The organism is Paraburkholderia sp. CI3, assembly GCF_050436505.1.
In the GTDB taxonomy this organism is placed as follows: Bacteria; Pseudomonadota; Gammaproteobacteria; order Burkholderiales; family Burkholderiaceae; genus Paraburkholderia; species Paraburkholderia tuberum.
On the sequence record NZ_JBNDMI010000003.1, the window covers coordinates 1,985,779 to 2,010,816 of the forward strand.

Annotated in this window: 22 protein-coding genes; 13 read left to right on the forward strand and 9 right to left on the reverse strand. The window is 65.2% G+C overall.

Features of this window, described 5'->3' with window-relative positions; genetic code table 11:
• The first annotated feature begins 45 nt into the window (after window positions 1–45).
• Window positions 46–303 (forward strand): hypothetical protein, encoded by a 258-nt coding sequence (locus tag OKW29_RS17890; protein ID WP_184073075.1) that lies wholly within the window; start codon window positions 46–48, stop codon window positions 301–303.
• Between the two features lie 107 nt (window positions 304–410).
• On the opposite strand, the gene OKW29_RS17895 is transcribed toward OKW29_RS17890, so the two are convergent.
• The 4 genes from OKW29_RS17895 to OKW29_RS17910 form a co-directional block, all read right to left on the reverse strand.
• Complete coding sequence (locus tag OKW29_RS17895) at window positions 411–2,141, reverse strand: FAD-dependent oxidoreductase (protein WP_429291963.1); 1,731 nt, start codon at window positions 2,139–2,141, stop codon at window positions 411–413.
• Between the two features lie 118 nt (window positions 2,142–2,259).
• Window positions 2,260–3,252: a DedA family protein/thiosulfate sulfurtransferase GlpE gene (locus OKW29_RS17900; protein WP_184073079.1), complete on the reverse strand. Its 993-nt coding sequence runs from the start codon at window positions 3,250–3,252 to the stop codon at window positions 2,260–2,262.
• A gap of 406 nt (window positions 3,253–3,658) precedes the next feature.
• Entirely contained in the window at window positions 3,659–3,910 is a 252-nt protein-coding gene (locus OKW29_RS17905) for a hypothetical protein (protein ID WP_429291964.1), read from the reverse strand.
• Between the two features lie 454 nt (window positions 3,911–4,364).
• The gene (locus OKW29_RS17910; RefSeq protein WP_184073081.1) at window positions 4,365–5,765 is read right to left on the reverse strand and encodes a GntP family permease; all 1,401 of its coding nucleotides are present in this window, start codon (window positions 5,763–5,765) and stop codon (window positions 4,365–4,367) included.
• Between the two features lie 327 nt (window positions 5,766–6,092).
• Here OKW29_RS17910 and OKW29_RS17915 point away from each other — a divergent pair, with 327 nt between their 5' ends.
• From OKW29_RS17915 to OKW29_RS17945, 7 genes are all read left to right on the forward strand, one after another.
• A complete protein-coding gene (locus OKW29_RS17915; protein ID WP_429291965.1) occupies window positions 6,093–7,559 on the forward strand; it encodes a sigma-54 interaction domain-containing protein in 1,467 nt (488 codons plus the stop codon).
• 99 nt (window positions 7,560–7,658) lie between these two features.
• Window positions 7,659–7,922, forward strand: coding sequence for a hypothetical protein (locus OKW29_RS17920; RefSeq protein ID WP_184037925.1), 264 nt, complete (start codon window positions 7,659–7,661; stop codon window positions 7,920–7,922).
• Window positions 7,923–8,460: 538 nt separating this feature from the next.
• Complete coding sequence (locus OKW29_RS17925) at window positions 8,461–8,664, forward strand: hypothetical protein (RefSeq protein ID WP_090808221.1); 204 nt, start codon at window positions 8,461–8,463, stop codon at window positions 8,662–8,664.
• Window positions 8,665–8,808: 144 nt separating this feature from the next.
• Window positions 8,809–10,008: a serine hydrolase domain-containing protein gene (locus OKW29_RS17930; protein WP_429292529.1), complete on the forward strand. Its 1,200-nt coding sequence runs from the start codon at window positions 8,809–8,811 to the stop codon at window positions 10,006–10,008.
• A 124-nt stretch (window positions 10,009–10,132) separates the two neighbouring features.
• Complete coding sequence (locus tag OKW29_RS17935; protein WP_018424077.1) at window positions 10,133–10,432, forward strand: H-NS family nucleoid-associated regulatory protein; 300 nt, start codon at window positions 10,133–10,135, stop codon at window positions 10,430–10,432.
• Window positions 10,433–11,184: 752 nt separating this feature from the next.
• A complete protein-coding gene (locus tag OKW29_RS17940; RefSeq protein WP_429291966.1) occupies window positions 11,185–12,786 on the forward strand; it encodes a peptide chain release factor 3 in 1,602 nt (533 codons plus the stop codon).
• Between the two features lie 171 nt (window positions 12,787–12,957).
• A complete protein-coding gene (locus OKW29_RS17945) occupies window positions 12,958–15,393 on the forward strand; it encodes a GNAT family N-acetyltransferase (RefSeq protein WP_429291967.1) in 2,436 nt (811 codons plus the stop codon).
• A gap of 42 nt (window positions 15,394–15,435) precedes the next feature.
• On the opposite strand, the gene OKW29_RS17950 is transcribed toward OKW29_RS17945, so the two are convergent.
• Together OKW29_RS17950 and OKW29_RS17955 are read right to left on the reverse strand one after the other, a co-directional pair.
• Complete coding sequence (locus tag OKW29_RS17950) at window positions 15,436–15,981, reverse strand: hypothetical protein (protein WP_184004394.1); 546 nt, start codon at window positions 15,979–15,981, stop codon at window positions 15,436–15,438.
• Between the two features lie 100 nt (window positions 15,982–16,081).
• A complete protein-coding gene (locus OKW29_RS17955; RefSeq protein ID WP_429291968.1) occupies window positions 16,082–16,867 on the reverse strand; it encodes an IclR family transcriptional regulator in 786 nt (261 codons plus the stop codon).
• A 260-nt stretch (window positions 16,868–17,127) separates the two neighbouring features.
• Here OKW29_RS17955 and OKW29_RS17960 point away from each other — a divergent pair, with 260 nt between their 5' ends.
• The 4 genes from OKW29_RS17960 to OKW29_RS17975 are packed head-to-tail and all read left to right on the forward strand — an operon-like array spanning window position 17,128 to window position 20,684.
• Window positions 17,128–18,168, forward strand: a complete 1,041-nt coding sequence (locus OKW29_RS17960; protein ID WP_429291969.1) for an aldo/keto reductase — start codon at window positions 17,128–17,130, stop codon at window positions 18,166–18,168.
• Window positions 18,169–18,175: 7 nt separating this feature from the next.
• Complete coding sequence (locus tag OKW29_RS17965) at window positions 18,176–19,006, forward strand: amidohydrolase family protein (protein WP_429291970.1); 831 nt, start codon at window positions 18,176–18,178, stop codon at window positions 19,004–19,006.
• A gap of 33 nt (window positions 19,007–19,039) precedes the next feature.
• The gene (locus OKW29_RS17970; RefSeq protein ID WP_429291971.1) at window positions 19,040–19,783 is read left to right on the forward strand and encodes an SDR family oxidoreductase; all 744 of its coding nucleotides are present in this window, start codon (window positions 19,040–19,042) and stop codon (window positions 19,781–19,783) included.
• Window positions 19,784–19,835: 52 nt separating this feature from the next.
• On the forward strand, window positions 19,836–20,684 hold the full coding sequence (locus tag OKW29_RS17975; protein ID WP_184073097.1) for an ureidoglycolate lyase: 849 nt from the start codon (window positions 19,836–19,838) through the stop codon (window positions 20,682–20,684).
• Window positions 20,685–20,770: 86 nt separating this feature from the next.
• On the opposite strand, the gene OKW29_RS17980 is transcribed toward OKW29_RS17975, so the two are convergent.
• Window positions 20,771–21,205 (reverse strand): PaaI family thioesterase, encoded by a 435-nt coding sequence (locus OKW29_RS17980; protein WP_184037950.1) that lies wholly within the window; start codon window positions 21,203–21,205, stop codon window positions 20,771–20,773.
• A gap of 282 nt (window positions 21,206–21,487) precedes the next feature.
• Here OKW29_RS17980 and OKW29_RS17985 point away from each other — a divergent pair, with 282 nt between their 5' ends.
• On the forward strand, window positions 21,488–23,110 hold the full coding sequence (locus tag OKW29_RS17985; protein ID WP_429291972.1) for a methyl-accepting chemotaxis protein: 1,623 nt from the start codon (window positions 21,488–21,490) through the stop codon (window positions 23,108–23,110).
• A 133-nt stretch (window positions 23,111–23,243) separates the two neighbouring features.
• On the opposite strand, the gene OKW29_RS17990 is transcribed toward OKW29_RS17985, so the two are convergent.
• Together OKW29_RS17990 and OKW29_RS17995 are read right to left on the reverse strand one after the other, a co-directional pair.
• Window positions 23,244–23,447, reverse strand: coding sequence for a cold-shock protein (locus OKW29_RS17990; RefSeq protein WP_018424088.1), 204 nt, complete (start codon window positions 23,445–23,447; stop codon window positions 23,244–23,246).
• Window positions 23,448–23,749: 302 nt separating this feature from the next.
• Window positions 23,750–24,883 carry an AGE family epimerase/isomerase gene (locus OKW29_RS17995; RefSeq protein ID WP_429291973.1) on the reverse strand — a complete coding sequence of 378 codons (1,134 nt, stop codon included), beginning with the start codon at window positions 24,881–24,883 and terminating at the stop codon, window positions 23,750–23,752.
• Between the last annotated feature and the right edge of the window lie 155 nt (window positions 24,884–25,038).

Here is a 25,038-nt window from a genome sequence, read left to right on the forward strand (position 1 = left end):
TATATAACAACTTTACCGATGCACTCAATGGAGCGATGTTCGATCATGACGCAAGACGTTTCTCCCAAGCCGCCCCCCGACGATCGTCCCGAGATCGAGCAGCTCGACGCGGCGCTCAGTCACGTCGATCAGCAGGTGTCGTCTGGCGGCATTGCATCGGGCGCCGCGAAAGGCATTGTGTACAGCCTGATCGAAACGCTCGGCGCACTGGTCGGCGATCCCGATCTGCCGGAGCACGCACGTTCGGGTTACGAAGGACTGCTGGAGGCCGCGCGCGAATTGCGCGCGAAGTTGGACCGCTGAGTGGACCGCTGAACACGCGGGTCCGCTCCGGCGCAGCCGTCGTGCCGTCTGTTATACAAAAGCGCACTGTGTAACTCACCGTGCGCTTTTTTCATGCTCTCTGAAGCTCACGCCCCGAGCGCCACCTCTTCACCGCTCGTCTGCGCCAGCAACTGGTGAATCTGCGCGACCACGGCCGCGCCTTCGCCGACCGCCGCGGCCACGCGTTTCGTCGAGCCGGCACGCGCATCGCCGATCGCATAGACGCCTTCGACCGTGGTCCCGAGATCGCACGCGGTGGCCGAGCCATCCGCGCTGATGCCGGTCAGCACGAAGCCTTTCGCGTCGAGCTGCACGCCGCAGGTACGCAGCCATTCGGTGTTCGGGTCCGCGCCGGTGAACAGAAACAGATGCCGGGTGTCGAAGTGATCGACGCCGCCGGGCAGCGGCCGCTTCAGCGCGACCGACACGAGCCCGTCCTCATCGCCTTCGAGCCGGCCGACTTCCGAATTCGGATGCACGAACACGTTCGGCAGCGAGCGGATGCGGTCGATCAGATAGCGCGACATGGTCGCCTCGAAACCGCTGCGGCGGATCAGTACGTGAACCTTGGCCGCGTGCGTCGCCAGATAGACGATCGCCTGGCCGGCCGAATTGCCGCCGCCAACCAGCACGACCTCCTGGCGCTTGCACAGCTTCGCCTCGACCGGCGACGCCCAGTAGTAGACGCCGCGTCCGTCGAAGCGCTCGAGCCCGTCGAGCGCCGGGCGCCGGTACACGGCGCCGCTCGCGATCACGATCGCCTGCGCGCTGATGTGGCCGCCGCATTTCAGCTCGAGCCGATACGGCGACTGCCCGCAATGCAGCGCTTTCACGTTGACTGGGATCGCCACGTGCGCGCCGAACTTCTGCGCCTGCACGAACGCGCGGCCGGCGAGCGCCTGGCCCGAGATGCCGGTCGGAAAGCCGAGGTAGTTTTCGATGCGCGAGCTCGCGCCCGCCTGGCCGCCCGGCGCGCGGCTGTCGAGCACGATCACCGAAAGTCCTTCGGAGGCCGCGTACACCGCGGCGGCAAGTCCCGCCGGCCCCGCGCCGACGATCGCGACGTCGTACACGTACGTGTCGTCGAGATCGGGCAGCATACCTAAGCGAGTGGCAAGCTCCGGCATGCTCGGATGACGCAGCACCGAGCCGTCCGGGCAGATCACGAGCGGCAGGTCCTCGCGCTGCGCGGCGAACTGCTCGATCAGACGCAACGCGTCTTCGTCGCGTTCGTCGATCACGGAATGCGGATGGCCGTTGCGCGACAGGAAGCCTTGCAGCGTCACGAGCCGTGCGTCGCTGCTATTGCCGATCAGGATTGGCCCGCCCGCGCCCTTTTCGATCAGCGACACGCGCCGCAGAATCAGCGCGCGCATGATGCGCTCGCCGAGTTCCGCTTCGGCGACGATCAGCGCGCGCAGGCGCTCGGGCGGAATCAGCAGCGCTTCGACGGGGCCGATCGCGAGGCCGTTCACGAGCGCGGGCTTGCCCGACAGTTGCCCGACCTCGGCCAGAAAATGTCCGGCGCCGTGCTCGCCGATCAAGACTTCGCGGCCGATGCCGTCACGCTGATAGACCTTCACGCGTCCTTCGAGCAGCACGAACATGCCGGGCCCGGTGCGCCCGGTCTCGAACAGCAGTTCGTCGGACTTCCAGTGACCGATCTCGCCGAAGCGGCGCAGCCGGTCGATCTCCGCGCAACTGAGCGCGGGAAACATCTGGTGCATGCGCGTCGATAGCGACGAAAACGGCGCGTCGGCGACGACCCCCTGCTGTCCTTCCACCTCTTGAGTCGAAACGTCCTGAGTCGAAAGCATTGAACCGCTCCTTCGATATTCATTGCACGATTGAACGCGAGGCAACGCGATGCGCGCTCGCACGCCGGGACGAGCCGTGCCGCGCGCGTCAGGCGGACGATGCCGCCGCTGATTACGGCTAAACGGCTTTGGGCGCGATGTCGTCGACCGCGACTTCCGGCGGCGGCATCGCGGGCAGCGAGTCGACCGGCTTGCCCGAATCGCGCCAGGCTTCCATGCCGCCGCGCAGCGGCAGCACGTCGGAGAAGCCGGCTTCGTTGAGCTGCTTGGCCATCCATGCCGCGGAAATCTCGTTCGGGCAGGAGCAGTAGATCACGAGCTTCTGATCGTGCGCGTAGGTGGCGACGATGTCGTCGAGTTGCCGTTCATCGGCGAATTGCGCGCCGGGGATCACGAACGGATCGAGCTTGCGCTTCTCCTCCGAACGGATGTCGAACACGACCGGCGCCCGGTCAGCCGCGAACAGCTTCGCGAGTTCGTCGACCTCGATGCGCGCGGACGCGAGCTTCGCGATCAACTGACGGCGCCGGATCCACCGGTACACCGCGTACAGCACCAGCAAGGCGACGACGACGAGCGCCGCCGTGCGCCCGAGCCGCCCGGCAATCGCGAACAGCATGTCGATCTGCCGCGCGAACAGCGCGCCGATGATCAGCCCGGTGCCGGACCACAGCGCGGCACCAACGCCGTCATAGCTGAGGAAGGTGCGGTAGCGCGTGCCCATCGCGCCGGCCATCGGGATCGACACGATCGACAGCCCCGGCACGAACTTCGCGACCGCGAGCACCCGCACGCCCCAGCGGCCGAAGAAGCGCTCGGTCTTTTTCACGCAGGTGTCACGCGACAGCGACAGCCGGCAGATCGTCTTCAGCGTATTGCCGCCGTAGATGCGGCCCGCGACGTACCACGCGCTGTCGCCGATCAGCGTCGCGAAGATCGACAGCACGAGGACCGGCAGCAGTTGCGTGCCGACCGAGCCGGGGTGCATCGCGGCCATCGCGCCGAACAGCACGAGCGACGGCATGGCCGGCACCGGCAGCCCGAGCGCGGCGGCCAGCACATTGAGGAAGACGAGCGCCGGTCCATATTGCGCGACGAGGTCATGTAGCATCGGTTTAACATCCGCGGCCCTTGCGGGCGCAGCGCGGTAAGGAATGCAAAGGGGAATGCAAGGATTATGGACGTATTTTCGAGACGTGCAACCGGCCCGGAAATTGGCCCGTCTTCTGGCTGCGATCAGGTCGCCCTATGTCGCCGCATGCCTCGATACACAAGCGTGGCAACCGCTTGTGACAAGTTGCTGAAGGCCGGATAAGCGCGCTCGACGAGACGCGAAGGCGCTTGCAAAAACCCGTAGGAAAGCGGGGATTGGCGGCGTGAACGGAACAAACGGAAACACGGCGACGCGCGCAGGCGCGCCCAATGTGGATAATCCCGCGCTGACGCGTCGCAGCGCGACGCAACCGGCGCGAGAGGCTGCCGAGTCACGCGACGGTCACACCCGCCGCGCGCCTGCTTCACTGACGATGATTGTGCTGCTCGCCCGGCAACTCGGCGCCATGCGCGCGGATCGCGGCGATCAGCTCCGCGGGCGTGATTTCGTAGCGCACTTCGCGATGTATGCCCGGCTTGCGCTCATCGACCTCGATCAGCAGGATGCCTTTGCCGTCTTCGGTCGATTCGATGCGCAGCGAGCGAAGTTCGCGCGCCGTTGCGTCGTCGTATTCGGTGAGCAGGGCCATTGACCCGGAGGACCCGGTGATGCGCATCGAAGTTGTCCTTGTTGCGTTGTGATGGAACCATTGTACGGGGCGGACGGCGTGCCGTCTGCCGCGTCGTCGTGCCGTGCTGCGTCTGCCTCCGTCTCGCCGGGGTTTTAGTCGAGTGTGACGCTGCCGCTAGCGGATTCGCGGTTGCGGAGCGAGCAACCAGTTTAACGCGACTCCTCGCCGCGACGGACGCATTTTTCATGCCCCGCGGTGGCGCGTCGTGCGTTCGGGTTTTGTCATGCGGGTGACGCGGGGGCGGGCTAGGCCGTTGGGCGCGCGCAAAAAAATAGCCCGTCCGGACAGGGACGGGCCGTTAAACGCCGTTGTTACTCGGGTCAGCCTGCCCTTGCAACATTGGGCGCTGACGACTCCATCCTCGTGCTTCGTTGGCCGGCTGTCGAGGTGGGAGTAATGCGGATCTATCAGATCAAAGTACTGTTTTCCGGTTCGGCGTTCACACGAGGCCGGTCGTGTAATACACCGCGATCACGAAGAACACCGCGAGCGTCTTGATCACGGTGACCGCAAAGATGTCGCGATACGACTGCCGGTGCGTGAGACCCGTCACGGCGAGCAGCGTAATCACCGCGCCGTTGTGCGGTAGCGTATCCATGCCGCCGCTCGCCATGGCGACCACGCGATGCAGTACTTCGAGCGGAATATGGGCGGCTTCCGCACCCTTGATGAACGTATCCGACATCGCGGCGAGCGCAATGCTCATACCGCCCGATGCCGAACCCGTGATGCCCGCCAGCGTGCTGACCGACACCGCGGCGTTGACGAGCGGATTCGGAATGCTTTTCAGCGCGTTGCTGACGACGAGAAAGCCCGGCAGCGCCGCGATCACACCGCCGAAGCCATATTCCGACGCGGTGTTGAGCGACGCCAGCAGCGCGCCCGCCACTGCCGCCTTGGTGCCCACCGCGAAGCGCTGGCTGACCCGACTGAACGCCGTCACGACGACCATCACGATGCCGAGCAGCAGCGCGCCCAGCACGGCCCAAATCCCCACGAGAGCCTTGACGCTCGTTTCGACCGGCGCATGCAGCCCCGGCAGGATGTCCGGGGTGACCGTGAAGGACGGACCGTACCAGGTCGGAATCCAGCGCGTCAGCAGGAAGTTCGCGACGCCGACCATGACGAGCGGCGCGAGCGCCAGCAGCGGATGCGGCAGCTGCTTCGACTCGACGCGCTCCGGCTCGTTGACGAGGTCGGTGCCGTAACCCTCGCCGGTCGCCATCGCGGCGCGGCGGCGCCATTCCAGATACGACAGACCGACCACGATGATGAACAGCGAGCCGAGCACGCCGAGCGTCGGCGCGGCCCACGAGGTGGTCTTGAAGAACGTCGTCGGGATGATGTTCTGGATCTGCGGCGTGCCGGGCAGCGAGTCCATCGTGAACGAGAACGCGCCGAGCGCGATCGCGCCGGGCATCAGCCGCTTCGGAATGTTGCTCTGGCGATACAGCTCGGCCGCGAACGGATAGACCGCGAACACGACGACGAACAGCGACACCCCGCCGTAGGTGAGCAGCGCGCACACCGTGACGATCACCGCGTTAGCGCGCGAGCGGCCGATATAGCGGATCGCGGCCGCGACGATGGACTCCGAGAAGCCCGACAGCTCGATCACCTTGCCGAATACGGCGCCGAGCAGAAACACCGGGAAGTACAGCTTCACGAAGCCGACCATCTTGTCCATGAAGATGCTCGTGAAGACCGGCGCGACGGCGGCGGGCTCGGTGAGCAGGACGGCGGCGAGCGCCGCGATCGGCGCGAACAGGATCACGCTGTAGCCGCGATACGCAGCGAACATCAGAAACGCCAGCGCGGCGATAACGATGAGAAAGGTCATTGAGTCTCCATAGCCCGGTTGTTCTACATGTTTGCCGTTCCGATCGAGCGACGGCGCGGCGCGGTCGGAACGCAGGTTCCATGCCATGCCTGCCGTTTTGCTGCCGGCCCGCCGTGGCGCATGGCGCGGCCGCGCAGCGGCGGGCCGAGGCATCGTGGGCGGATTGTACCCAAGTGTCTCCGAAACGGGACTTCCATCGGGTGAAGAACACCTGAAACCAGGGTAAGTCATGATGCATAAGGCCTATCGTGTGTCTCAATTTGGAGATAAATTCGTCCACTGATTGAGATTGCTGCAATCAAAACGATAAGCGGAGACAGCGACAGCATGTTGACCGACTGGACGGGCCTGCCCGCCACCTATGACGACGTGCTTCGTCGGGCGATGGATTCGCTGTTTCGCACGTTCGAAAACTTCAGCGAAGGCACCTTCATCGTCGATGGGCAGGCGCGCGTCGTCTGGATCAACAAGCGGTATGCGGCGCGCTTCGGCTTTGCTGACCCGCAGCAGGCGATCGGCCGGGATTGCGAAGCGGTGATTCCAAACAGTCTGATGCGCGAGGTCGTCAACACCGGCAAGCCGATCCTGCTCGACATCATGGAGACCGATCGCGAGCCGCTCGTCGTCACGCGCCTGCCACTCAAGGACGATGCCGGCGTGACGATCGGCGCGGTCGGCTTCGCGCTGTTCGACGAGCTGAAAGCGCTGTCGCCCCTCTTTTCGCAGTACTCGCGGTTGCAGCAGGAGCTGATCGCGACGCGTCAGTCGCTTGCGCAGGCGCGCCGCGCGCGCTATACGTTCGGCAGCTTCGTCGGCACGAGCGCGGCGTCGCTCGAAGTGAAGCGCCAGGCGCGGCGCGCGGCGCAACTCGAAGCGCCGGTGCTGCTGCTGGGTGAAACCGGCACCGGCAAGGAGCTGCTCGCCCATGCGATTCACGGCGGCTCGGCGCGCGCGCACAAGCCGCTCGTCAGCGTCAACGTCGCGGCGATTCCCGACACGCTGCTCGAAGTCGAGTTCTTCGGCGCCGCACCCGGCGCGTACACCGGCGCGGATCGCAGGGGGCGGGTCGGCAAGTTCGAGCTCGCCAACGGCGGCACGCTGTTTCTCGACGAGATCGGCGACATGCCGCTGCCGTTGCAGGGCAAGCTGCTGCGCGTGCTGCAGGACAAGGAATTCGAGCCGCTCGGCTCGAATCGGATCGTGCGCGCGGATGTGCGGATCATCGCGGCGACATCGGCCGATCTGCCGGCGCTCGTCGCTGCCGGGCGTTTTCGCGCGGACCTGTTCTACCGGCTCAACGTGCTGACGATCCATGCGCCGGCGCTGCGCGAGCGTCCGTCCGACATCGAGGCGCTTGCCTACGCGATGCTCGAGGAGCTGGCCGCGCAGGCAGGCGGCGGCAGCCACTTCGAATTGCACGACGACGCGTTGCGCCTGCTGTGCGCGTACGACTGGCCCGGCAACGTGCGCGAACTGCGCAACACATTGGAGCGCGCCGTGATGCTGTCCGACAGCGAGCGCATCGATGCGCGTATGCTCGCGCCGTTCATCGGCTCGGGGCAGGGCGGTGCGGTGGCACCGGCGCGGACCCCGTCTGTCGCGGCCGCCAGCGTGGACGTGGCCGCCACCGCCGAACCCACCTCGTGGAGCGACGCGATGGCCGGGTTCGAAAAGCGCTTTCTCTGCGACGCGTTGCGCGCGAACGGCGGCCGCGTCATTGACACTGCGAAACAGATCGGCATGGGCCGCGCGACGCTGTACAAGAAGATCGCCGCGCACGGCATAGACGTTTGACTCGCCGCGCCCGGCCAGCCGCACCACGCCAACTGACGCAGCACGAGAGCAGCGTGGCACAATCGCGAGATCGAAAAACAAGACGTGACCGGGGTCTCCATGAAATGCCATTCCTTCTTCGCGCGCCGCTCGCGCGGCATACTGGCCGTCGCCGCGATCGTCGCGCTTGGCGGTTGCAGCAGCAGCGCGCCGCTGTTCCTGCCGGACGGCCGTGCGACCACGCTGGTGCAATGCCCGGTCGGTTCCGACTTGTGCTCGCAACAGGCGGCCGCCAGTTGCAATGGCGCGTTCGACGTCGTGCGCCAGTCGAGCGAGGGCGGTACGTTGAGCCTGATCTACGCCTGCCGCGCAACCGCGAAGTAAGCTCCTGACGCCGTGCCGGTGCAATGCCGGCGCGCGCGGCTGGCCGATCCGTTGGCGGCCTTCGGTTTTTTTCACCTGTTCGCAGTTATTCCCTGCCAATTCCCGATACGCTCGCTGACCACGCTCGTGTCATTCCGGTTACCACATGGCCGTCATAAATTCATGCGCCTAATGTGTGTCCGATAAGCGGTTTGCATGCGAATTGGATAAGTAAGCCGCATGCGGCATTTTTACAACGTTGAGTCACCGCGCACCGATTATCCTTTGCGCCCGGACCATGATTTATCTTTACCCTCGGGACGTCGAACGCTGTCAGTGCGGCAGGCAACGGAACGTGAAATTAGACGGCAGTATTCTTTTTTAAACCGTTGGGATTTAACCCGGCGAGCAGAAATTGCCGGTTTTTTCCGACGCAGATGAAGTTCAGGAAGGTTTTTCCGCTGCTGGCGGGCATTACCTTGGGCCGCGCGGGCCAACGCGGCTTCATGCTTTCGATTTTTTTGCTTCAACACTAATTCAATAGAATCCGGGGAAAGCAATGAATCATCAGCAACTCGAAAAAGACATCGAGCATCTCGAGCAGATAATTTCCCATATTTCCGCAGAAGACCGTATTCCTTTGTCTTACTGGCGTAACCGCCTTCAGCATGTTTCCGGCGCGGTTCTCGTGCCGGCGCAGGCAACCCGCGTCAAACGCCTCGATGCCGCGCTTTGCGCATTGGAAAAGCGGCAGAAAGCCTGAATGTCGTCATTGTGTCCGCCAATCGGGATCGGCAATTAGGAAAGCCGTCGTGTGCGCTTTCGCCGGACAGGGTTTATCTTTCGGTTTGATCGCCCAAAGCGACCTGAGCGCGCGCACGTTTTCTTTTACCGACACAGAATGAACATGCAGATAGCAGGACTTGCCGCGACCCGGCTCGCGACGCTGACCAACGCGATGCAGGGCTACGTGGAGCGGGGCGAAGTGGCGGGGGTGGTGTCGCTCATATGGCGGCGCGGCGAAATCGGCTACTTCGAACCGGCAGGCCTACGCGACGAAGCCGCGCAATTGCCGATGGAGCGCGACACGCTGTTTCGCATCGCGTCGATGACGAAGCCGGTGACGAGCGCCGCGATCATGATGCTGATCGAGGAAGACCGCCTCGCGCTCGATGCGCCCATCTCGCGGTGGCTGCCCGAGCTTGCCGCGCCGCGCGTGCTGCGTGACCCGACCGGCCCGCTCGACCAGACCGATCCGTTACGCGCGCCGATTACAGTGCTCGACCTGCTCACGCATCGCGCGGGTTTCGCGTATCACTTCACGGCGACGGGTCCGCTTGGCGAAGCCTACGCAGCCGCGTTCAACGGCTTCGAGGCGAGCGGCGGCAACAGCGCGTGGCTCGCGCGCATCGCCGCGTTGCCGCTGATGTTCCAGCCCGGCTCGCGCTGGCACTACGGCGTGGCGACCGACGTGCTCGGCGTGCTGATAGAACGCGTGAGCGGCATGACTCTTGGGGAGTTTTTCCGCACGCGCATTTTCGCGCCTCTCGGCATGCGCGACACCGCGTTCTGGGTGCCCGACGCACAGCTTGCGCGCCTCGCCACCGCGTACAACATCGATCCCGGCACGCGGCGACGTGTGGTCGAGGATCATGCGGCGGCGAGCCGCTGGGCCAATCCGCGACGCTTTCAGAGCGGCGGCGGCGGGTTGGTCTCGACCGCCGAGGATTATCTGCGATTCGCGCAACTGCTGCTCGGGCGCGGCCGCGTCGGCGACAGGCGGCTGCTGTCGCATCGCTCGGTCGACCTGATGCGCAGCAATTTCCTGAGCCGCGACCAGCGCCGCCTGCCTGCCTTCGGTCACGTGATCTGGGCGGGGCAAGGCTTCGGCCTCGGCCTGTCGATCGTCGATGATCCGGCGCAGCAATTGCCGCTCGGCTACCGCTCGCTCGGCTCGTTCGGTTGGCCCGGCGCGTACGGCACGAGCTGGTTCGCCGATCCGGTCGAGAACATGATCGGCCTGATGCTGATCCAGCGCCGCTCGATCGACCCCTTCCCGATGGCCATCGACTTCGAACGCCGCATCTACGATGCGATCGACGATTGAGTGCAGCCGCCGCGCATGCGCTCGGCCGCGCGATTCACTATCCTGTGATTTATTCGTCTGATAGTGTCCGCCAACCATTCATCGCGATTCATCGCAGTGCGTCCAACCGAGGGGGAACAACGGCATGGCATCTTACAAACAGCTGACTGCGCAACTCGAAAAACTCCACAAGGAAGTCGCAGCCGCGCGCGAAAAAGAAGTCTCGCAAGCTATCGCCGATATCAAGCAGAAGATTGCCGAATACGACCTGACCGCCGAAGAACTCGGCTTGACGAGCGCCTCGCCGAAGCCGCGCCGCAAGTCGTCGACGACGTCGGTTGCCAAGTACCGCAATCCGAAAACCGGCGAAACCTGGAGCGGCCGTGGGCGCTCGCCGGCCTGGCTCGTCGGCAAAAATCGCGAGCGGTTTCTGATCGAAGGTTGAGCTTCGTCGTGCGCGCCGATGCGTCCGTGTTCTCTGAAGTGATGTGTGGTCTGATCCGTTTCGCACCGTTGCAAAGGTCCCGAAAACGCTCACCTTTGCGTGACGCCCGAACGTACACGGCGATATTTACCGATGCATTCGAACCTCGCGGGATGCTTCGGTGAGCCAGGCTTTGTCGGGCGACGCACCTCCGCGGGTGCGAATCGCCATCGTGCCGCACCGCCCCGCGCCGCTCGCCGCAAACCCGCGACAGCCTTTGCTGGCGGGCGTTTCCAGGTGTCGAGCCGGAACCTGTTCATAGCGGTGCGAAGCTTTATCGCCGTTTTCCCGCGCATCGGGTTGGTGGCGCCCGCGACCTGGCAGGTGCGTGCATGCGTTTCGCGATCCTCACCTTTGACCGCAAGTCGATATTCGCCGCCGCAAGTCCCGAAAACGCTCACCTTTGCCACAAGCATGCGCGGCGCGCCGACGCTCGCGCCGTCGCCCCGTCCGGCGCCGGGGCCCTTTCCCCCGGCCGTCGCGCCAGACGTGTATCATTCGCACCTTGCGCCGTTTTGCGCCAGCGATTCCCGCATTGTCGAACGCTGGGTCGTAACCCGTTCGCCACCCGTTTTCGGACGCGGCGCGAGCGCCGGCCGATCCGGGCCCGCGCCCGATTCTCGCAGCTCGACGCCGCCGCGCCACGCGCGGCATACCGGCCGCCCACGGCCGCCGGGAATCGCCTGAACCCCTTTCCGTGACCGCCAGACCCGATGTCAGTCTCCGAACTCAAACGCCGCCGCACGTTCGCGGTCATTTCCCACCCGGACGCGGGTAAAACCACGCTCACCGAAAAACTGCTGCTGTTCTCGGGCGCGATCCAGATCGCCGGTACCGTGAAGGGCCGCAAGAGCAACCGCTTCGCGACGTCCGACTGGATGGAAATCGAAAAGCAACGCGGCATTTCGGTCGCGAGCTCGGTGATGCAGTTCGAGTACGGCGATTGCGTGATCAACCTGCTCGACACGCCGGGCCACGAAGACTTCTCCGAGGACACCTATCGTGTGCTGACCGCGGTCGACGCCGCCGTGATGGTGATCGACGGCGCGAACGGCGTCGAAGCGCAGACGCTGAAGCTGCTGGAAGTCTGCCGCAGCCGCAAGACGCCGATCGTCACGTTCATCAACAAGCTCGACCGCGAAGTGCGCGAGCCGCTCGAACTGCTCGACGAGATCGAGCAGCACCTCGGCGTGGCGGCGGTGCCTTTCACATGGCCGATCGGCATGGGCAAGGATTTCCAGGGCGTCTACGACGTCCAGCGCGATCAGGTGCGCGTGTTCCGCGCCGGTCAGGACACGGCCGGCGGCGCGGTCGAAAGGCTGCAGGCGCTGAGCAACGAGGAAGGCGAGCGCCGTTTCGGCCACGCGTGGGTCCGTGCGAAGGAAGAAATCGATCTGATCACCGGCGCGACGCCCGAGTTCGACCGTGAGCAGTTCCTCGCCGGCCAGCAGTCGCCGGTGCTGTTCGGTTCGGCGATCAACAACTTCGGCGTGAAGGAGATTCTCGACGCGCTGGTCGACCTCGCGCCGCCGCCGTCGATGCGCATGACCGTGCAGCGTCCGGTGCAGCCGGAAGAGTCGAAGTTCACCGGCGTCGTGTTCAAGGTGCAGGCGAACATGGACCTCGCGCACCGCGACCGCGTCGCGTTCATCCGCGTGTGCTCGGGACGTTTCGAGCGCGGCATGGCGGTGAAGGTCACGCGCTCGAACAAGACGTTCCGCGCAAACAACGTGGTCACGTTCCTGTCGCAGCGTCGCGAGACGGTGAGCGAGGCGTATCCGGGCGACATCATCGGTATTCCGAACCATGGCACGCTGAGTCTCGGCGATACGCTGACCGAAGGCGAGCAGCTGCAGTTCGTCGGCCTGCCGTTCTTCGCGCCGGAAATTTTCCAGACCGTCGAAGTGGTCGATCCGATGCGCGCGAAGCAGCTCGGCGAAGCGCTGAAGCAGCTCGGCGAGGAAGGCGCGATCCAGGTGTTCCGTCCCGAAGCCGGCGGTCTGATGATTCTCGGCGCGGTCGGGCAGCTGCAGTTCGAAGTGGTGTCGCACCGTCTGTCGACGGAATACAAGGTCGACGTGCGCATGGCGCCGGCGCGTTACCGGCTGTCGCGCTGGGTGACCTGCGACGATGCGGCCGAGCTGCGCCGCTTCACCGACTCGTACTCGGCGCGCATCGCGCTCGATGCGTCCGATGCGCCGACCTATCTGGCCTCGCACGTATCGGAGATCGAAGTCGCGCAGAAGGCGTGGCCGAAGATCGTGTTCAACGAGTTGCGCGAGCACTCGGGGGCGCCGTTCAGAAAGGCGATGTAAAACCGCGAGTCCGCTGGTTTCGAAGCAAAAAAGCCGCGTCGTTCGACGCGGCTTTTTACTTTTCCGCCGCAACAACGTCCCGCGCCAGCGCGCGACTTCGCCTATGCTGACGGAACCACCCGCCTCGCCGCGAAGCCGGCTCCAATTCCTGTCCAACCGCATGGAGCGCCCGTGACCGTTCGCAACCTCGACGCCTTGTTTCGCCCGAAATCCGTCGCCGTGATCGGCGCGTCCGAGCGGCCGGGCAGCACCGGCGCGATGGTCTGGGCGCGTGTGCTGGAAGGCGGCTTCGACGGCCCGCTGTGGCCGGTCAATCCGAAGCACGCGACGCTCGGCGTCCACCCGGTGATTCCCGACGTCGGCGATCTGCCGCAGGCGCCCACCGTCGCGGTGATCTGCACGCCGCCCGCGACGTGGCCCTCGCTGATCCATAAGCTCGGTGGCATGGGCACGCGCGCCGTAATCATCGTCGGCGAGGTGCGCAGCGATGAAGACCGGCTCGAGCTGCGGCACGCGCTGTCGGCGGCGCGGCCGCATCTGTTGCGCATCGTCGGACCCGGCAGTCTCGGCGTGGTGTCGCCGGCGCTCGGCGCGCATCTGGGCGCGCCGTCGTGCACGGTCAAGGCGGGCGGCGTCGCGTGGGTGTCGCAGTCGAATGCGCTGACCAACGCAGTGCTCGGCTGGGCACGAGCGCGCGGGCTCGGTTTTTCGCACGCGGTGGCGCTCGGAGCGGAGGCCGACGTCGATGCCGGCGACGTGCTCGATTACCTCGCGAGCGACCCCGGCACCCGCGCGATCCTGCTCGAACTCGACAGCGTGCGGGCGGCGCGCAAGTTCATGTCGGCCGCGCGCGCGGCGGCGCGCAACAAGCCGGTGCTCGCGCTGCGCTCCGGCCGCGACGATCCCGCCGACGGTCTCTACACAGCGGCGTTCCGGCGCGCGGGCCTCGTGCGCGTCGACGCGCTCGACGATCTGCTCGACGAAATCGAAACGCTCGGCGTCGGCCGCGTGGCGGCGGGCGCCACCGCCACGTTGATCACTAGCGACCGCGGTCTCGCGACGCTCGCGCGCGACGCGTTCACCGCCGCCGGCGGCCTGCTGGCGCCGTGGCCGGCCGCGGCGTCGGACGCGCTGCGCGAGGCGCTGCCGCTCGCGGTCGGCGGCAATCCGCTGCTGCTCGGCGACGGCGCGCGTCCTGAGCACTTCGGCACCGCGCTGAAGCTGCTCGGCGAGTATCGCGAGACCGGCACCGCCGTCGTGGTGCACGCATCGACGCATGGCGCGCCCGTCGACGACGTCGCGCAGGCGCTGATCGAGCATCAGCGCTTTGCGTATCGCGGGCTGCTCGCGTGCTTTTTCGGCGGTGTCGATGCGACGAGGCGCGACGCGCTGCATGCGCAGGGCATCCCGGTGCACACGACGCCGCAGCGGCTCGCGCGCGCCTTCGCCCGTCTGGTCGATTACCGGCTGGGCCGCGAACTGCTGATGCAAACGCCGGAAGGCCTGCCCGCGCAGATTCCCGAGTCGATCGACGCCGCCCAGGCGCAGGCTCGCGAAGCGTTGGCGGCGGGCGCGAGCGAGCTTGCCGGGGCGGCGGCGGCGCGGTTTCTGTCGCGGTTCGGGTTGCGGGTGGAGGGTGCGCAAGGAGGGGGCGCCCACGCGTCGGGCGCCGATGCCGACGGCGCCGCAAAACCCATCGTCGACGTCGCCGTCGAACTGCACGACGACGACAACTTCGGCCCCGTGTTCCGCTTCGCCGCACCGCCGATCGACGGCGTTTCCAGCGGGTTGCACGTGTACGGCCTGCCGCCGCTCAATCCGATGCTCGCGCGCGATATCGTCACGCGTTCGCACTACGCGAGGCTGGTCGCGCCGGAGCCGACGCTCGCGGCGTTGACGGCGGTGTCGCAAGCGGTTTGCGACGTGCGCGAGATCGTCGGCCTGTCGTTGAAGCTCAGGGTCTACCGGGACCGCGTGACGGTGGTCGATCCCGTGTTGCGGCTCGGCGCGCAGCGCAGCCGTCTCGCGATCGTGCCGTATCCGCGCCGCTTCGAGGAAACGATCGACTGGCAGGGGAGGCGTGTAACGGTGCGGCCGATTCGCCCCGAAGACGAAAACGCGCATCGCGAGTTCGTGCAGGCGATGACGCCGGAAGATTTGCGGCTGCGTTTTTTCGCTTCAGTCGGCGCGTTCGACCACTCTCAACTCGCGCGCATGACGCAGATCGACTATGACCGGGAAATGGCGCTGATCGCGACGGTCGACAACGAAGACGGCGTCGCGCAGACGCTCGGCGTGGTGCGTGCGGTGGCCGATCCCGACAACGAGACGGCCGAATTCGCGGTGACCGTGCGCTCGGATCAGAAAGGGCGGCGCCTCGGCCAGTTGCTGATGCAGCGGATCATCGCGTACGCGCGGGCGCGCGGCACGCACTGGCTGATCGGTGAAGCGTTGCGCGAGAACACCGCGATGATCGCGCTCGCGAAGGCCAGCGGCTTCACGATCACGCGGACCGATGACCCCGGTGTGGTCGGCTTCCGGATGGCGCTCGACGAAACGGCGGGGGCGGACCCGAAGTCCGCCGCGCAGAACCAGCCGGCGCGTTGAGCGGCTGACGTCGCGAGCCGCTCAACGCATGGCTTCACCGCCTCACGCCGCCAGCTTCTGAGCCGCCTCATCGACCTGCGCGCGCGTGACCGACAGCTCGTCGAGCCATGCCTGCGCATACACGGCGCCGGTTTCGCGTTCGAGCCGCGCGATCGTCGCGGCGCAGCGGTTCGCGTCCTTCAGCGTCGAAATGAACGCTTTCACCGACTCACCGCCCTTGAACGCGTCGAACAGCGGCACGCGAATTTCGTCGGGCAGCGCACGGGTGGTCCATTGGTACGGCTTGCCGTTGAACGTCAGCGACGGCGGCAGCACGCGCTCCTTGCGCGCGGCCGGAATCAGGCCGTAGGTGCGCGCCGCTTCGCCGATCTGCTCGGGCGAAAACAGCTCGTCGGGCGTGATGTGGAACTGCTGGATGAAGGTCTCGATGCTTTGCATCGCGGCGGCGCGGTCGTCGCGGCGCTTCTGCGCGTGGGCGACGATGTCGCGCAGTTCGTCGGCTTCTTCGGCGGTGATCGTGAAGCTCGACTGCTTCTGCTGGAGTTCGGAAAAACGCTGGAATTCGGAATCGGTCAGAAGTTTGGCCATTGCTCAATCGATGCGCGCATGAGCCCGTCATGCGGCGTTGTTTTGGAAGGGCCGCCATTCTAAACCATGTGCGCGTGCGCGCCGCCGCGCAACTTACCGATCATGCCGCCTGCTCGCGGAACATCGACAGCGCCTGCACCGTGTGGCGCAGCAGCGTGGTGGCCGCTTCGAGCGTCGGCGCGACGTATTCGTCGATCCGCCGCAGATACGGGCAGGTCAGCACGGCGATTGCCTGTCCCGACGGCGCGAGTATCGGGAACGTCACGTCGGTGACGCCGAAGGTCTGCTGGCTGTCCTTCTGCCAGAAGCCCGCCGCGCGGATGCGCTCGCAGGCCTCCTCCAGCGCGTCGCGATCGAGCGTCACTTCGCCCTTCACCTTCGTGTGCTCCGCCAGCATCTGCTGGCGCTGATCGACGCTCTGGAACGCGAGCATCACGCGCCCCGAACCGGTGTCGATCAGGCCGACCCGCGAACCGAGCCGCACTGACATGCCCCATGTGCCCGGTCCGTCGACTTGCGCGATCACCAGCAGGTTGCCGCGGTCGTAGACGACGAGGTGGCAAGACTGCTCGGCCGCATCGGCGAAACGCTGCATCAGCGGCAGCGCTTCCGCGATCAGCCGGTTCATTGGCGGATGACGGTGCGCGAGCGCGAACAGCTTCAGGCTCAGCGAGTAGCGGTCGCCAGCCGCCGAGCGCACCACGTATTGGCGCGCGACGAGGCGTTCGAGCATCCGGTACATCTCGCTCGCGTTGCGGCCCAGCTGCCGCGTGATTTCGGCGCGCGTGAGTCCTTCCTTCTGCTCGGACAGTAGCTCGAGAATGTCGAGGCCTTTATCCAGCGCGGGGGCGCGATAGCGGTCGTCGTCCTTGTCTTCGGCGTCCATCGTGAGGGTCCGAGAAGTCCGTGTGGAGTTTTTATTATCTGGTGTGCGCGGGCGAGTGCGTAGCATTTCGCGAACTGGATGGCCTATGTCCAGGGAAAACCCAGGCATCCGCGCCGCGTAGTTTTCTTGACTTGGAAAAATTCGAATATGAATAATACGTTCATTGGTGAATGAATGCACTTCCCAAGCGGTGCGCGGAGTGTGACCGCCGCACCCTCGCCGCCGCATGGTAAAAAGCCCACAAATCTGGAGACACGCTCATGTCGGCATCGATCGTATCGAAAATCGGGCAGCGGCGCCGTATCGGCCGCGGCTCGTTGCAGGTGAGCGGACTGGGGCTCGGCACGGCGCCGCTCGGCGGCCTGTACCGCGATCTGTCCGACGAGGAGGCCCAAGCGACGATCGCCGCCGCCTGGGACGCGGGTGTGCGCTACTTCGACACCGCGCCGCACTATGGCAACACCAAGGCCGAGCATCGGCTCGGCGCCGCGCTGCGCCACTATCCGCGCGGCGAGTATGTGCTGTCGACCAAGGTCGGCCGCCGCTTCGTGCCGCGCACGTCGCCATTCGACGACCGCGAAGGCTGGCAGAATCCGCTGCCGTTCGAAGCAATCTACGACTACACGCACGACGGCATTCTGCGTTCGTTCGAGGACAGCCAGCAGCGCCTCGGCATCATCGATATCGACGTCTTGCTCGTGCATGACATCGGTCGCGTCACGCACGGCGACCAGCATCCGCACTACTGGCGGCAACTGACCGAAGGGGGCGGCTTCCGTGCGCTCGAGCGCCTGCGCTCGACGGGCGCAATCAAGGCGCTCGGCCTCGGCGTCAACGAGGGCGCGGTGATCCTCGACGCGATGGCCGAGTGCGATATCGATTGCGCGTTGCTCGCGGGCCGCTATACGCTGCTCGAGCAGACCACCCTCGACGACCTGCTGCCCGCCTGCGAGGCGCGCGGCGTCAGCATCCTGCTCGGCGGCGCGTTCAATTCGGGCATTCTGGCGCGGGGCGTCGAAGGCGATCTGAAGTTCAATTACGGCGCCGCGCCGCCCGAGGTGATCGAGCGCGTCGCGCGTCTGGAGGCGGTATGCCGCGCGCATGACGTGCCGCTCGCCGCCGCCGCGTTGCAGTTTCCGTATGCGCACCCGGCGGTCGCCACCGTGCTGACCGGCGCGCGTAGCGTCGACGAATTGCGCGAGAACGTCGCGTCGTTCGAGCTGCCGATCCCCGCGGCCTTGTGGTCCGCATTGCGCGACGCGGGCCTGCTCGACCCCCGTGCGCCCGCGCCCGAGGACTGATCCGACCATGCCGATCGACGCTCACCAGCACTACTGGGACCCCGCGCGGGGTGACTACGAGTGGCTGACGCCGGAGCTGAAAATCCTCTACCGGCCGTTCGGGCCTGATGATCTGAAGCCGTTGCGCGAACAGGCCGGCATCGAGCGGACCGTGGTCGTGCAGGCCGCGCCGACGCTCGACGAAACCCGCTACCTGCTCGACATCGCGCGTCACGAGCCGTCGATCGCGGGCGTGGTCGGCTGGGTGCCGCTGTTGTTGCCGAACGCGCCTGATCTGATCGAGTTGCTCGCGCGCGAGCCGAAGTTCAAGGGCGTGCGGCCGATGCTTCAGGATCTGCCCGACGACGGCTGGATCGCGAACCCCGATCTTGCGCCGGCGATCGAGGCGCTGATCGCGCACGATCTCGCGTTCGATGCGCTGATCTACGCGCGTCACATGCAATACGTCGAGGTCTTTGTGCAGCGTTTTCCGGCGCTGCGCATGGTGGTCGATCATGGCGCGAAGCCGCCGATCCGCTACGGCCAGGCGGGCTACCCGGTATGGCGCGACGCGATCACGCGGCTCGCCGCGCTGCCGCAGGTGCACTGCAAGCTGTCGGGTCTCGCGACCGAGGCCTCGCCCGGCTGGACCGAGGACACGCTGCGGCCCTACGTCGAGCATCTGCTGAACACCTTCGGTCCCGCGCGGCTGATGTGGGGCAGCGACTGGCCGGTGCTCGAACTGAACGGCGACTATCTGCTGTGGCATTCGGTGGCGACCACGCTCGTCGCGTCGTTGAGCGACGCCGAGCGCGACGCCGTGTTCGGCGAGAACGCCGCCGCGTTTTATCGGCTTTGATTTCGTTAGCAGCCCATTCAACTGGAGTCGTAGATGACACAAAGACTGGCCGGCAAATCGGCCCTGATCACCGCGGCGGGACAAGGTATCGGTCTCGCCACCGCCGAACTGTTCGCGCGCGAAGGCGCGCGCGTGATCGCCACCGATATCCGCATCGACGGACTCGCCGGCAAGCCGGTCGAGGCGCGCAAGCTCGACGTGCTCGATGGCGCGGCAATCAAGGCGCTCGCCGCGGAAGTCGGCACGATCGACGTGCTGTTCAACTGCGCGGGCTTCGTACACTCGGGCAATATCCTCGAATGCAGCGAGGAGGACTGGGATTTCGCGTTCGACCTCAACGCGAAGGCCATGTACCGTATGATTCGCGCGTTCTTGCCGGCCATGCTGGAGAAGGGCGGCGGCTCGATCATCAACATGTCGTCGGCGGCGTCGAGCGTGAAGGGCGTGCCGAATCGCTTCGCGTACGGCGCGTCGAAGGCCGCGGTGGTCGGGCTGACGAAGTCCGTCGCTGCGGATTTCGTCACGCGTGGTGTACGCTGTAACGCGATTTGCCCGGGCACGGTGTCCTCGCCGTCGCTCGAACAGCGAATCGCCGCGCAGGCTCAGGCGCAGGGCGCGTCGCTCGATGCGGTGCAGGCCGCCTTCGTCGCGCGTCAGCCGATGGGCCGCATCGGCAAGCCGGAGGAGATCGCCGCGCTCGCGCTGTATCTCGCGTCCGACGAGTCGTCGTTCACGACGGGCCAACTCCATGTAATCGACGGCGGATGGTCGAACTGATTCTGATTGACTGACGAACCGGACACTACTGAACGTAAAGGGAAATGCAACGATGAAACTGCTTCGTTATGGGCCGAAAGGCCAGGAAAAGCCGGGCCTGCTCGACGCGCAAGGCAAGATTCGCGATTTGTCGAAGGTGGTGGGCGATATCGACGGCGCTGGGCTCGGCGATGAAAGTCTCGCGAAACTGCGCGCGCTCGATCCGGCAACGCTCCCGGTCGTCGAAGGTAATCCGCGCGTTGGACCGTGCGTCGGCAAGATCGGCAAGTTCGTCTGCATCGGCCTGAACTATGCGGATCACGCGGCGGAATCGAATCTGCCGGTACCGGCCGAACCGGTCATCTTCAACAAGTGGACGAGCGCGATCAGCGGCCCGAACGACGACATCGAAATCCCGCGCGGTTCGAAGAAGACCGACTGGGAAGTGGAACTCGGCGTCGTGATCGGCAAGGCGGCGAAGTATGTCGACGAAGCAAACGCGCTCGAGCATGTGGCCGGCTACTGCGTCATCAACGACGTGTCGGAGCGCGAATGGCAGATCGAGCGCGGCGGCACGTGGGACAAGGGCAAGGGCTTCGACACGTTCGGCCCGATCGGCCCGTGGGTCGTCACGCGCGACGAAGTCGCCGATCCCCAGAACCTGGGCTTGTGGCTCGAAGTGGACGGCCATCGCTACCAGAACGGCAGCACGAAGACGATGATCTTCAGTGTCGCGAAGCTGGTGTCGTATGTGTCGCAGTGCATGAGCCTGCAGCCGGGCGACGTTATCTCGACCGGCACGCCGCCGGGCGTCGGCATGGGTGTGAAGCCGAACCCGGTGTTTCTGAAGCCGGGGCAGACCGTGCGTCTGGGTATCGAAGGGCTGGGCGAGCAGACGCAGAAGACTTACGCGGCGGAGTAACGCGCTTTCTCTTTCCGTCATATCGCCGTGAATGAAAGGCCGTTCCTGTTTCGCGCAGGAGCGGCTTTTTTCATGGCGTCCCGGCTTTAAGCCCCCGCCTCTTGCTCCCCGTCCTCTCCAATCCGATTCACGGTCCCCTGCGCAACCGCCACCAGCTTCTCGCGATTCCCCTCCATCACGAACACGCTGCACTGGCAGGTCGCTTGATGCCTGCCCGCATAGACCACGCTGGCGCGCGCGATCAGCGTGCCCTTCACTGCCGGGCGCAGATAATTGATCTTGTACTCACCGGTCACGACTCTCGGACCCAGCGACAGCGCGCCAGCGAACGTCAACGCATTGTCGGCGAGATAGCTGATGACGCCGCCATGTACGAAGCCATGCTGCTGCCGCAGTTCATCTCGAATCGGCAGACATAGGGTGAGCTCGTCGCTGCCGGCGTGCATCAACTCCGCGCCTAGCAGCATGCTGAACGGCTGGGCGTGCAGTGCGCCGCGCGCCCGGTCGAGTAGGTCGGTCATCGTGGTTCCTTCGTGCAGGGGTCTGGGTAGTGCATCGGTGCAACAAACATCCGCGCGGCGTGCGTCACGCGGTCCCTACCCACTCTAGGAAGTGCCGCTGCGCTGCGCAAGGTGATTCCGCGTGACCAGCGGCGCATTGTTGCGCAAAACAACCGCAATCTCGACGATCGACGATGAAGCCTGCACGTAGAGCCCTTTTTGCGGGAATAGGCCTCAAGCCGCCAATCGGCCTGCCGTTAACCCTGGTGTATCTCCGTTATCCTTTGTTCCCAGGTGTCCACGATGTTCAGCAAGATCAAGGTCGCATCCGGCCTGCTATGTGTTCTGGCCGCGTTCTGCGTCTTCCAGCTCGTCACGGTAGGGTTGGGCTTCTGGTCACTGACGCGCACGCACGACGACGTCGGCGATCTGTCGAACATCGCGTTGAAGCAGGTCGACGCGGTCAACCAGACGACGCAGCGCCTGATGGACGCGCGCATCAATCTGTCGCGTGCCGGCACGCGCATGGTGCGCGGGGGCACCGAGCCCACGGACATCGTGCAGCACGCTCGCGAACAGCTCGCCGCCGCCGATCAGTCTTTCGCGGCCTTCATGAGCGCGCAGAAGACCAGCGACGAAAACAGCGCGCGCGCCGCCGCGCTCGCCGAACGCTACAAGACGCTGCATGGCGCGCTCGCGGAGCTCGCGCAGTATCTCGACTCGAACAACATCCAGGCCTTCCTCGATCAGCCGACGCAGTCGTTTCAGGACGCTTATCTGGCGGAAGTGCACAACTTTGGGCAATTCGGCGACGCCGCGAGCCGCGCGTCGCTCGATTCGATCGATGCGCGCGTGGCGGCGTTTCGCATCGTCAGCGTGGTGATTTTGCTCGTACTCGTCGCCGGCACGCTCGCCGTCTATACGGCGCTGCGCCGCGGCGTCGTGGCACCGCTCGAGGAAGCGGGCCGCCACTTCGAGCGCATCGCCCAAGGCCGTCTCGATCAACCGATCGCCGCACGCGGCAGCAACGAAATCGGCCGTCTGTTCTCGGGCCTCGCGACGATGCAGGCAAGCGTCGCACGCACCGTCAAGAGCGTGCGCGAATCGGCCGACTCGATCCATCTTGGCGCCAACGAGATCGCGACCGGCAACGCCGATCTGTCGGCGCGCACCGAAAATCAGGCGGCATCGCTCGAGGAAACGGCATCGAGCATGGAGGAACTCACAGCGACCGTGCGCCAGAACGCCGATCATGCGCGCGAAGCCAATGCGCTCGCGGAGACCGCGCTTGACGCGACGTCGCGCGGCAGCGAAGTCGTCAATGAGGTGGTCGACAAGATGCGCGGCATCGCGCAGAGCTCGGACAAGATCGCCGAGATCATTTCGGTGATCGACGGCATCGCGTTCCAAACCAACATCCTTGCGCTGAATGCCGCCGTCGAGGCGGCGCGCGCGGGCGAGCAGGGCCGCGGCTTCGCGGTCGTGGCCGGCGAAGTGCGCGGCCTCGCGCAACGCAGCGCGCAGTCGGCGAAGGAAATCAAGACGCTGATCAGCGAATCGGTCGCGGAGATTCAGGGCGGCTCGATGCTCGTCGAGCGCGCCGGCGAAGCGATGAGTCATGTGTCGGCGTCGATCTCGCGCGTCACGCAGATGATGGCCGAAATCAGCGCGTCGTCGCTCGAGCAGAGCACCGGCATCGAGCAGGTGAATCAGGCGGTCGTGCAGATGGACGAGATGACGCAGCAGAACGCGGCGCTCGTCGAGCAGGCCGCCGCGGCGGCGGCTTCGCTGCATCAGCAAACCGAGCAACTGAAGCAGGCCGTTTCCGTGTTCGAAATTTCTGAAAGTGTGTTGCGTACGCAACAGCGCGGAGCAATGTCTGTCGCAAACGCAGAATTCGCATTAACCGGAATGCATGCGCTTTAAAGCGGCGAACGCTTAAAAACGACGCAGAAATAGAAAATGGCCCGCGTAAAGCGAGCCATTTTGCATTAGACGCAAGCGCCTGTAGAGGCGCCTATCGTAACGTCCAAGTCTGTCTCAAAGTACCCGAAGGAACTTAGACCGGCTGGATGTTTGCAGCCTGCTTGCCCTTCGGGCCTTGCTTGACTTCGAACGACACTTTCTGGTTTTCCTGCAAGGACTTGAAGCCCGAAGACTGGATTTCCGAGAAGTGTGCAAACAGGTCTTCGCCGCCGTCGTCCGGGGTGATGAAGCCAAAGCCCTTTGCATCGTTAAACCACTTAACAGTACCTGTTGCCATTTTTGATCCAAATAAATGTTGTGTATTGCATCGCGACCGCAATTGCTCGAATGCAAGAGCGAGCGCGAGGGAAGAGTTGTATCACGTCTTTATGACAGACGCCAATCAACCTGCATCCGGGTATTCCCCGGTTTTGATGTTTTTTCGCGCTTTGAGAACGTCTGAGGAGAACTTTTTTGCGCCAGGGTTTACCAGCGACATAAAATTTCTCCCGCGACCCGGCGGCGGACATTCGTCCGTGCATGCCGCACTTTATTGAGACGATCAGGCATCGAACTTCATCTATCACTGGCCAAATTCGGCTAAGTTCCCGCTCGAAATTCGGCGTCCACAGGCAGCGCCGCGTAGGCGGTGGCGAGATGATAAGGCGTCGTTGACGGCATGTCCGTACGTGCAATTTCGCCGCTCGATGTCTTGCATTCGAACCAGCCGTGTTCATGCAAAAAGCATCGCTGAAAACGTGCGATCTGTTGCGGCAGCGCCGCGCGCACGGCCGGATCGTCGTGACTGGCGAGCGCGCGCAGATATTCCGTCTGCGCCCAGATCCGCTGGGTCGCGTCGCTGACCTTGCCAGCCTCGTCGAGCGATGCGCACACGCCGCCGTTGTCCGGGTTCACGCCATGCTGCTGCGCGAAGGTGAAGGCGCGCGCCAGCGCGTCGGTTAGCCCCGTGCCGTCGAACAGCGCGCCCGCCTGCCTGACCAGCCAGTACCACTCGAACTGATGTCCCGGCTCCAGACGGTTGCCGCTCGCGCCGATCGGCAATTCGGCGATACAGCCGCTCGGCGCATGTACGAAGTGTCGCGCGACCGCGCCAGCGAGGCGGCGCAACGCGGCGCCGAAGACGTTGTCGCGCGTCGCCTCGCAGGCGGCGAGCCACGCTTCGGTCAGGTGCATCAGCGGATTCTGCAACGGCGTGGCGGTGACCTTCGAAAAGTCGACGTTGAGCGCGGCGTTGAACAGATCGCCGTCGGCCGCGAAGTTCGACTGGATCAGCGCGGTCGTGCTGTGCACGAGCTTCAGCGCGTCGAGGTTGTCGGAGCGCCGCGCGTATTCCGCGCACGCGAACACGACGAACGCGTGCGTGTAGAGGTCCTTGGTCGTGTCGAGCGGCAGGCCGAGCGCGTCGACGCTGTAGAACCATCCGCCGTGATCGGCGTCCCGAAAGCTGCGAGTCAGCGAATCGAACAGCACGCGCGCGTGTTCCATGTCACCCGCTTGTGCAAACGTGAACAGCTGCCGCGCGCATGCCATCGCCCGATAGCGTTGCGCGGGCAGCGGTTCGCCGCCGGTGGCGTCGAGCGCTTCGTAGGGCAGCTGCAACGGGTGATTGAAGCCGGGCCCGCGCCACATCGGCAGCACCACGTTCGCGAAGTGCTCGCGCAGCGCGGTCGCGGCGATGGTCGTCGAAGCAGGGGGAGGGAGCGTGCTTGGCATCGTCGGTTGGTTCGGGTGCGCAACGCGCGCAGTGTGTCGAGGCAGTGTTCAGGGCGGAGGTTCGGGATTCCGCTCGCCGAGACTGCTGCGGTGTGCGGCCTAGCATAAAGCAAACGCCTCGCGCTGACAGCTTGGGTCAAGCATCCGAAATGCTC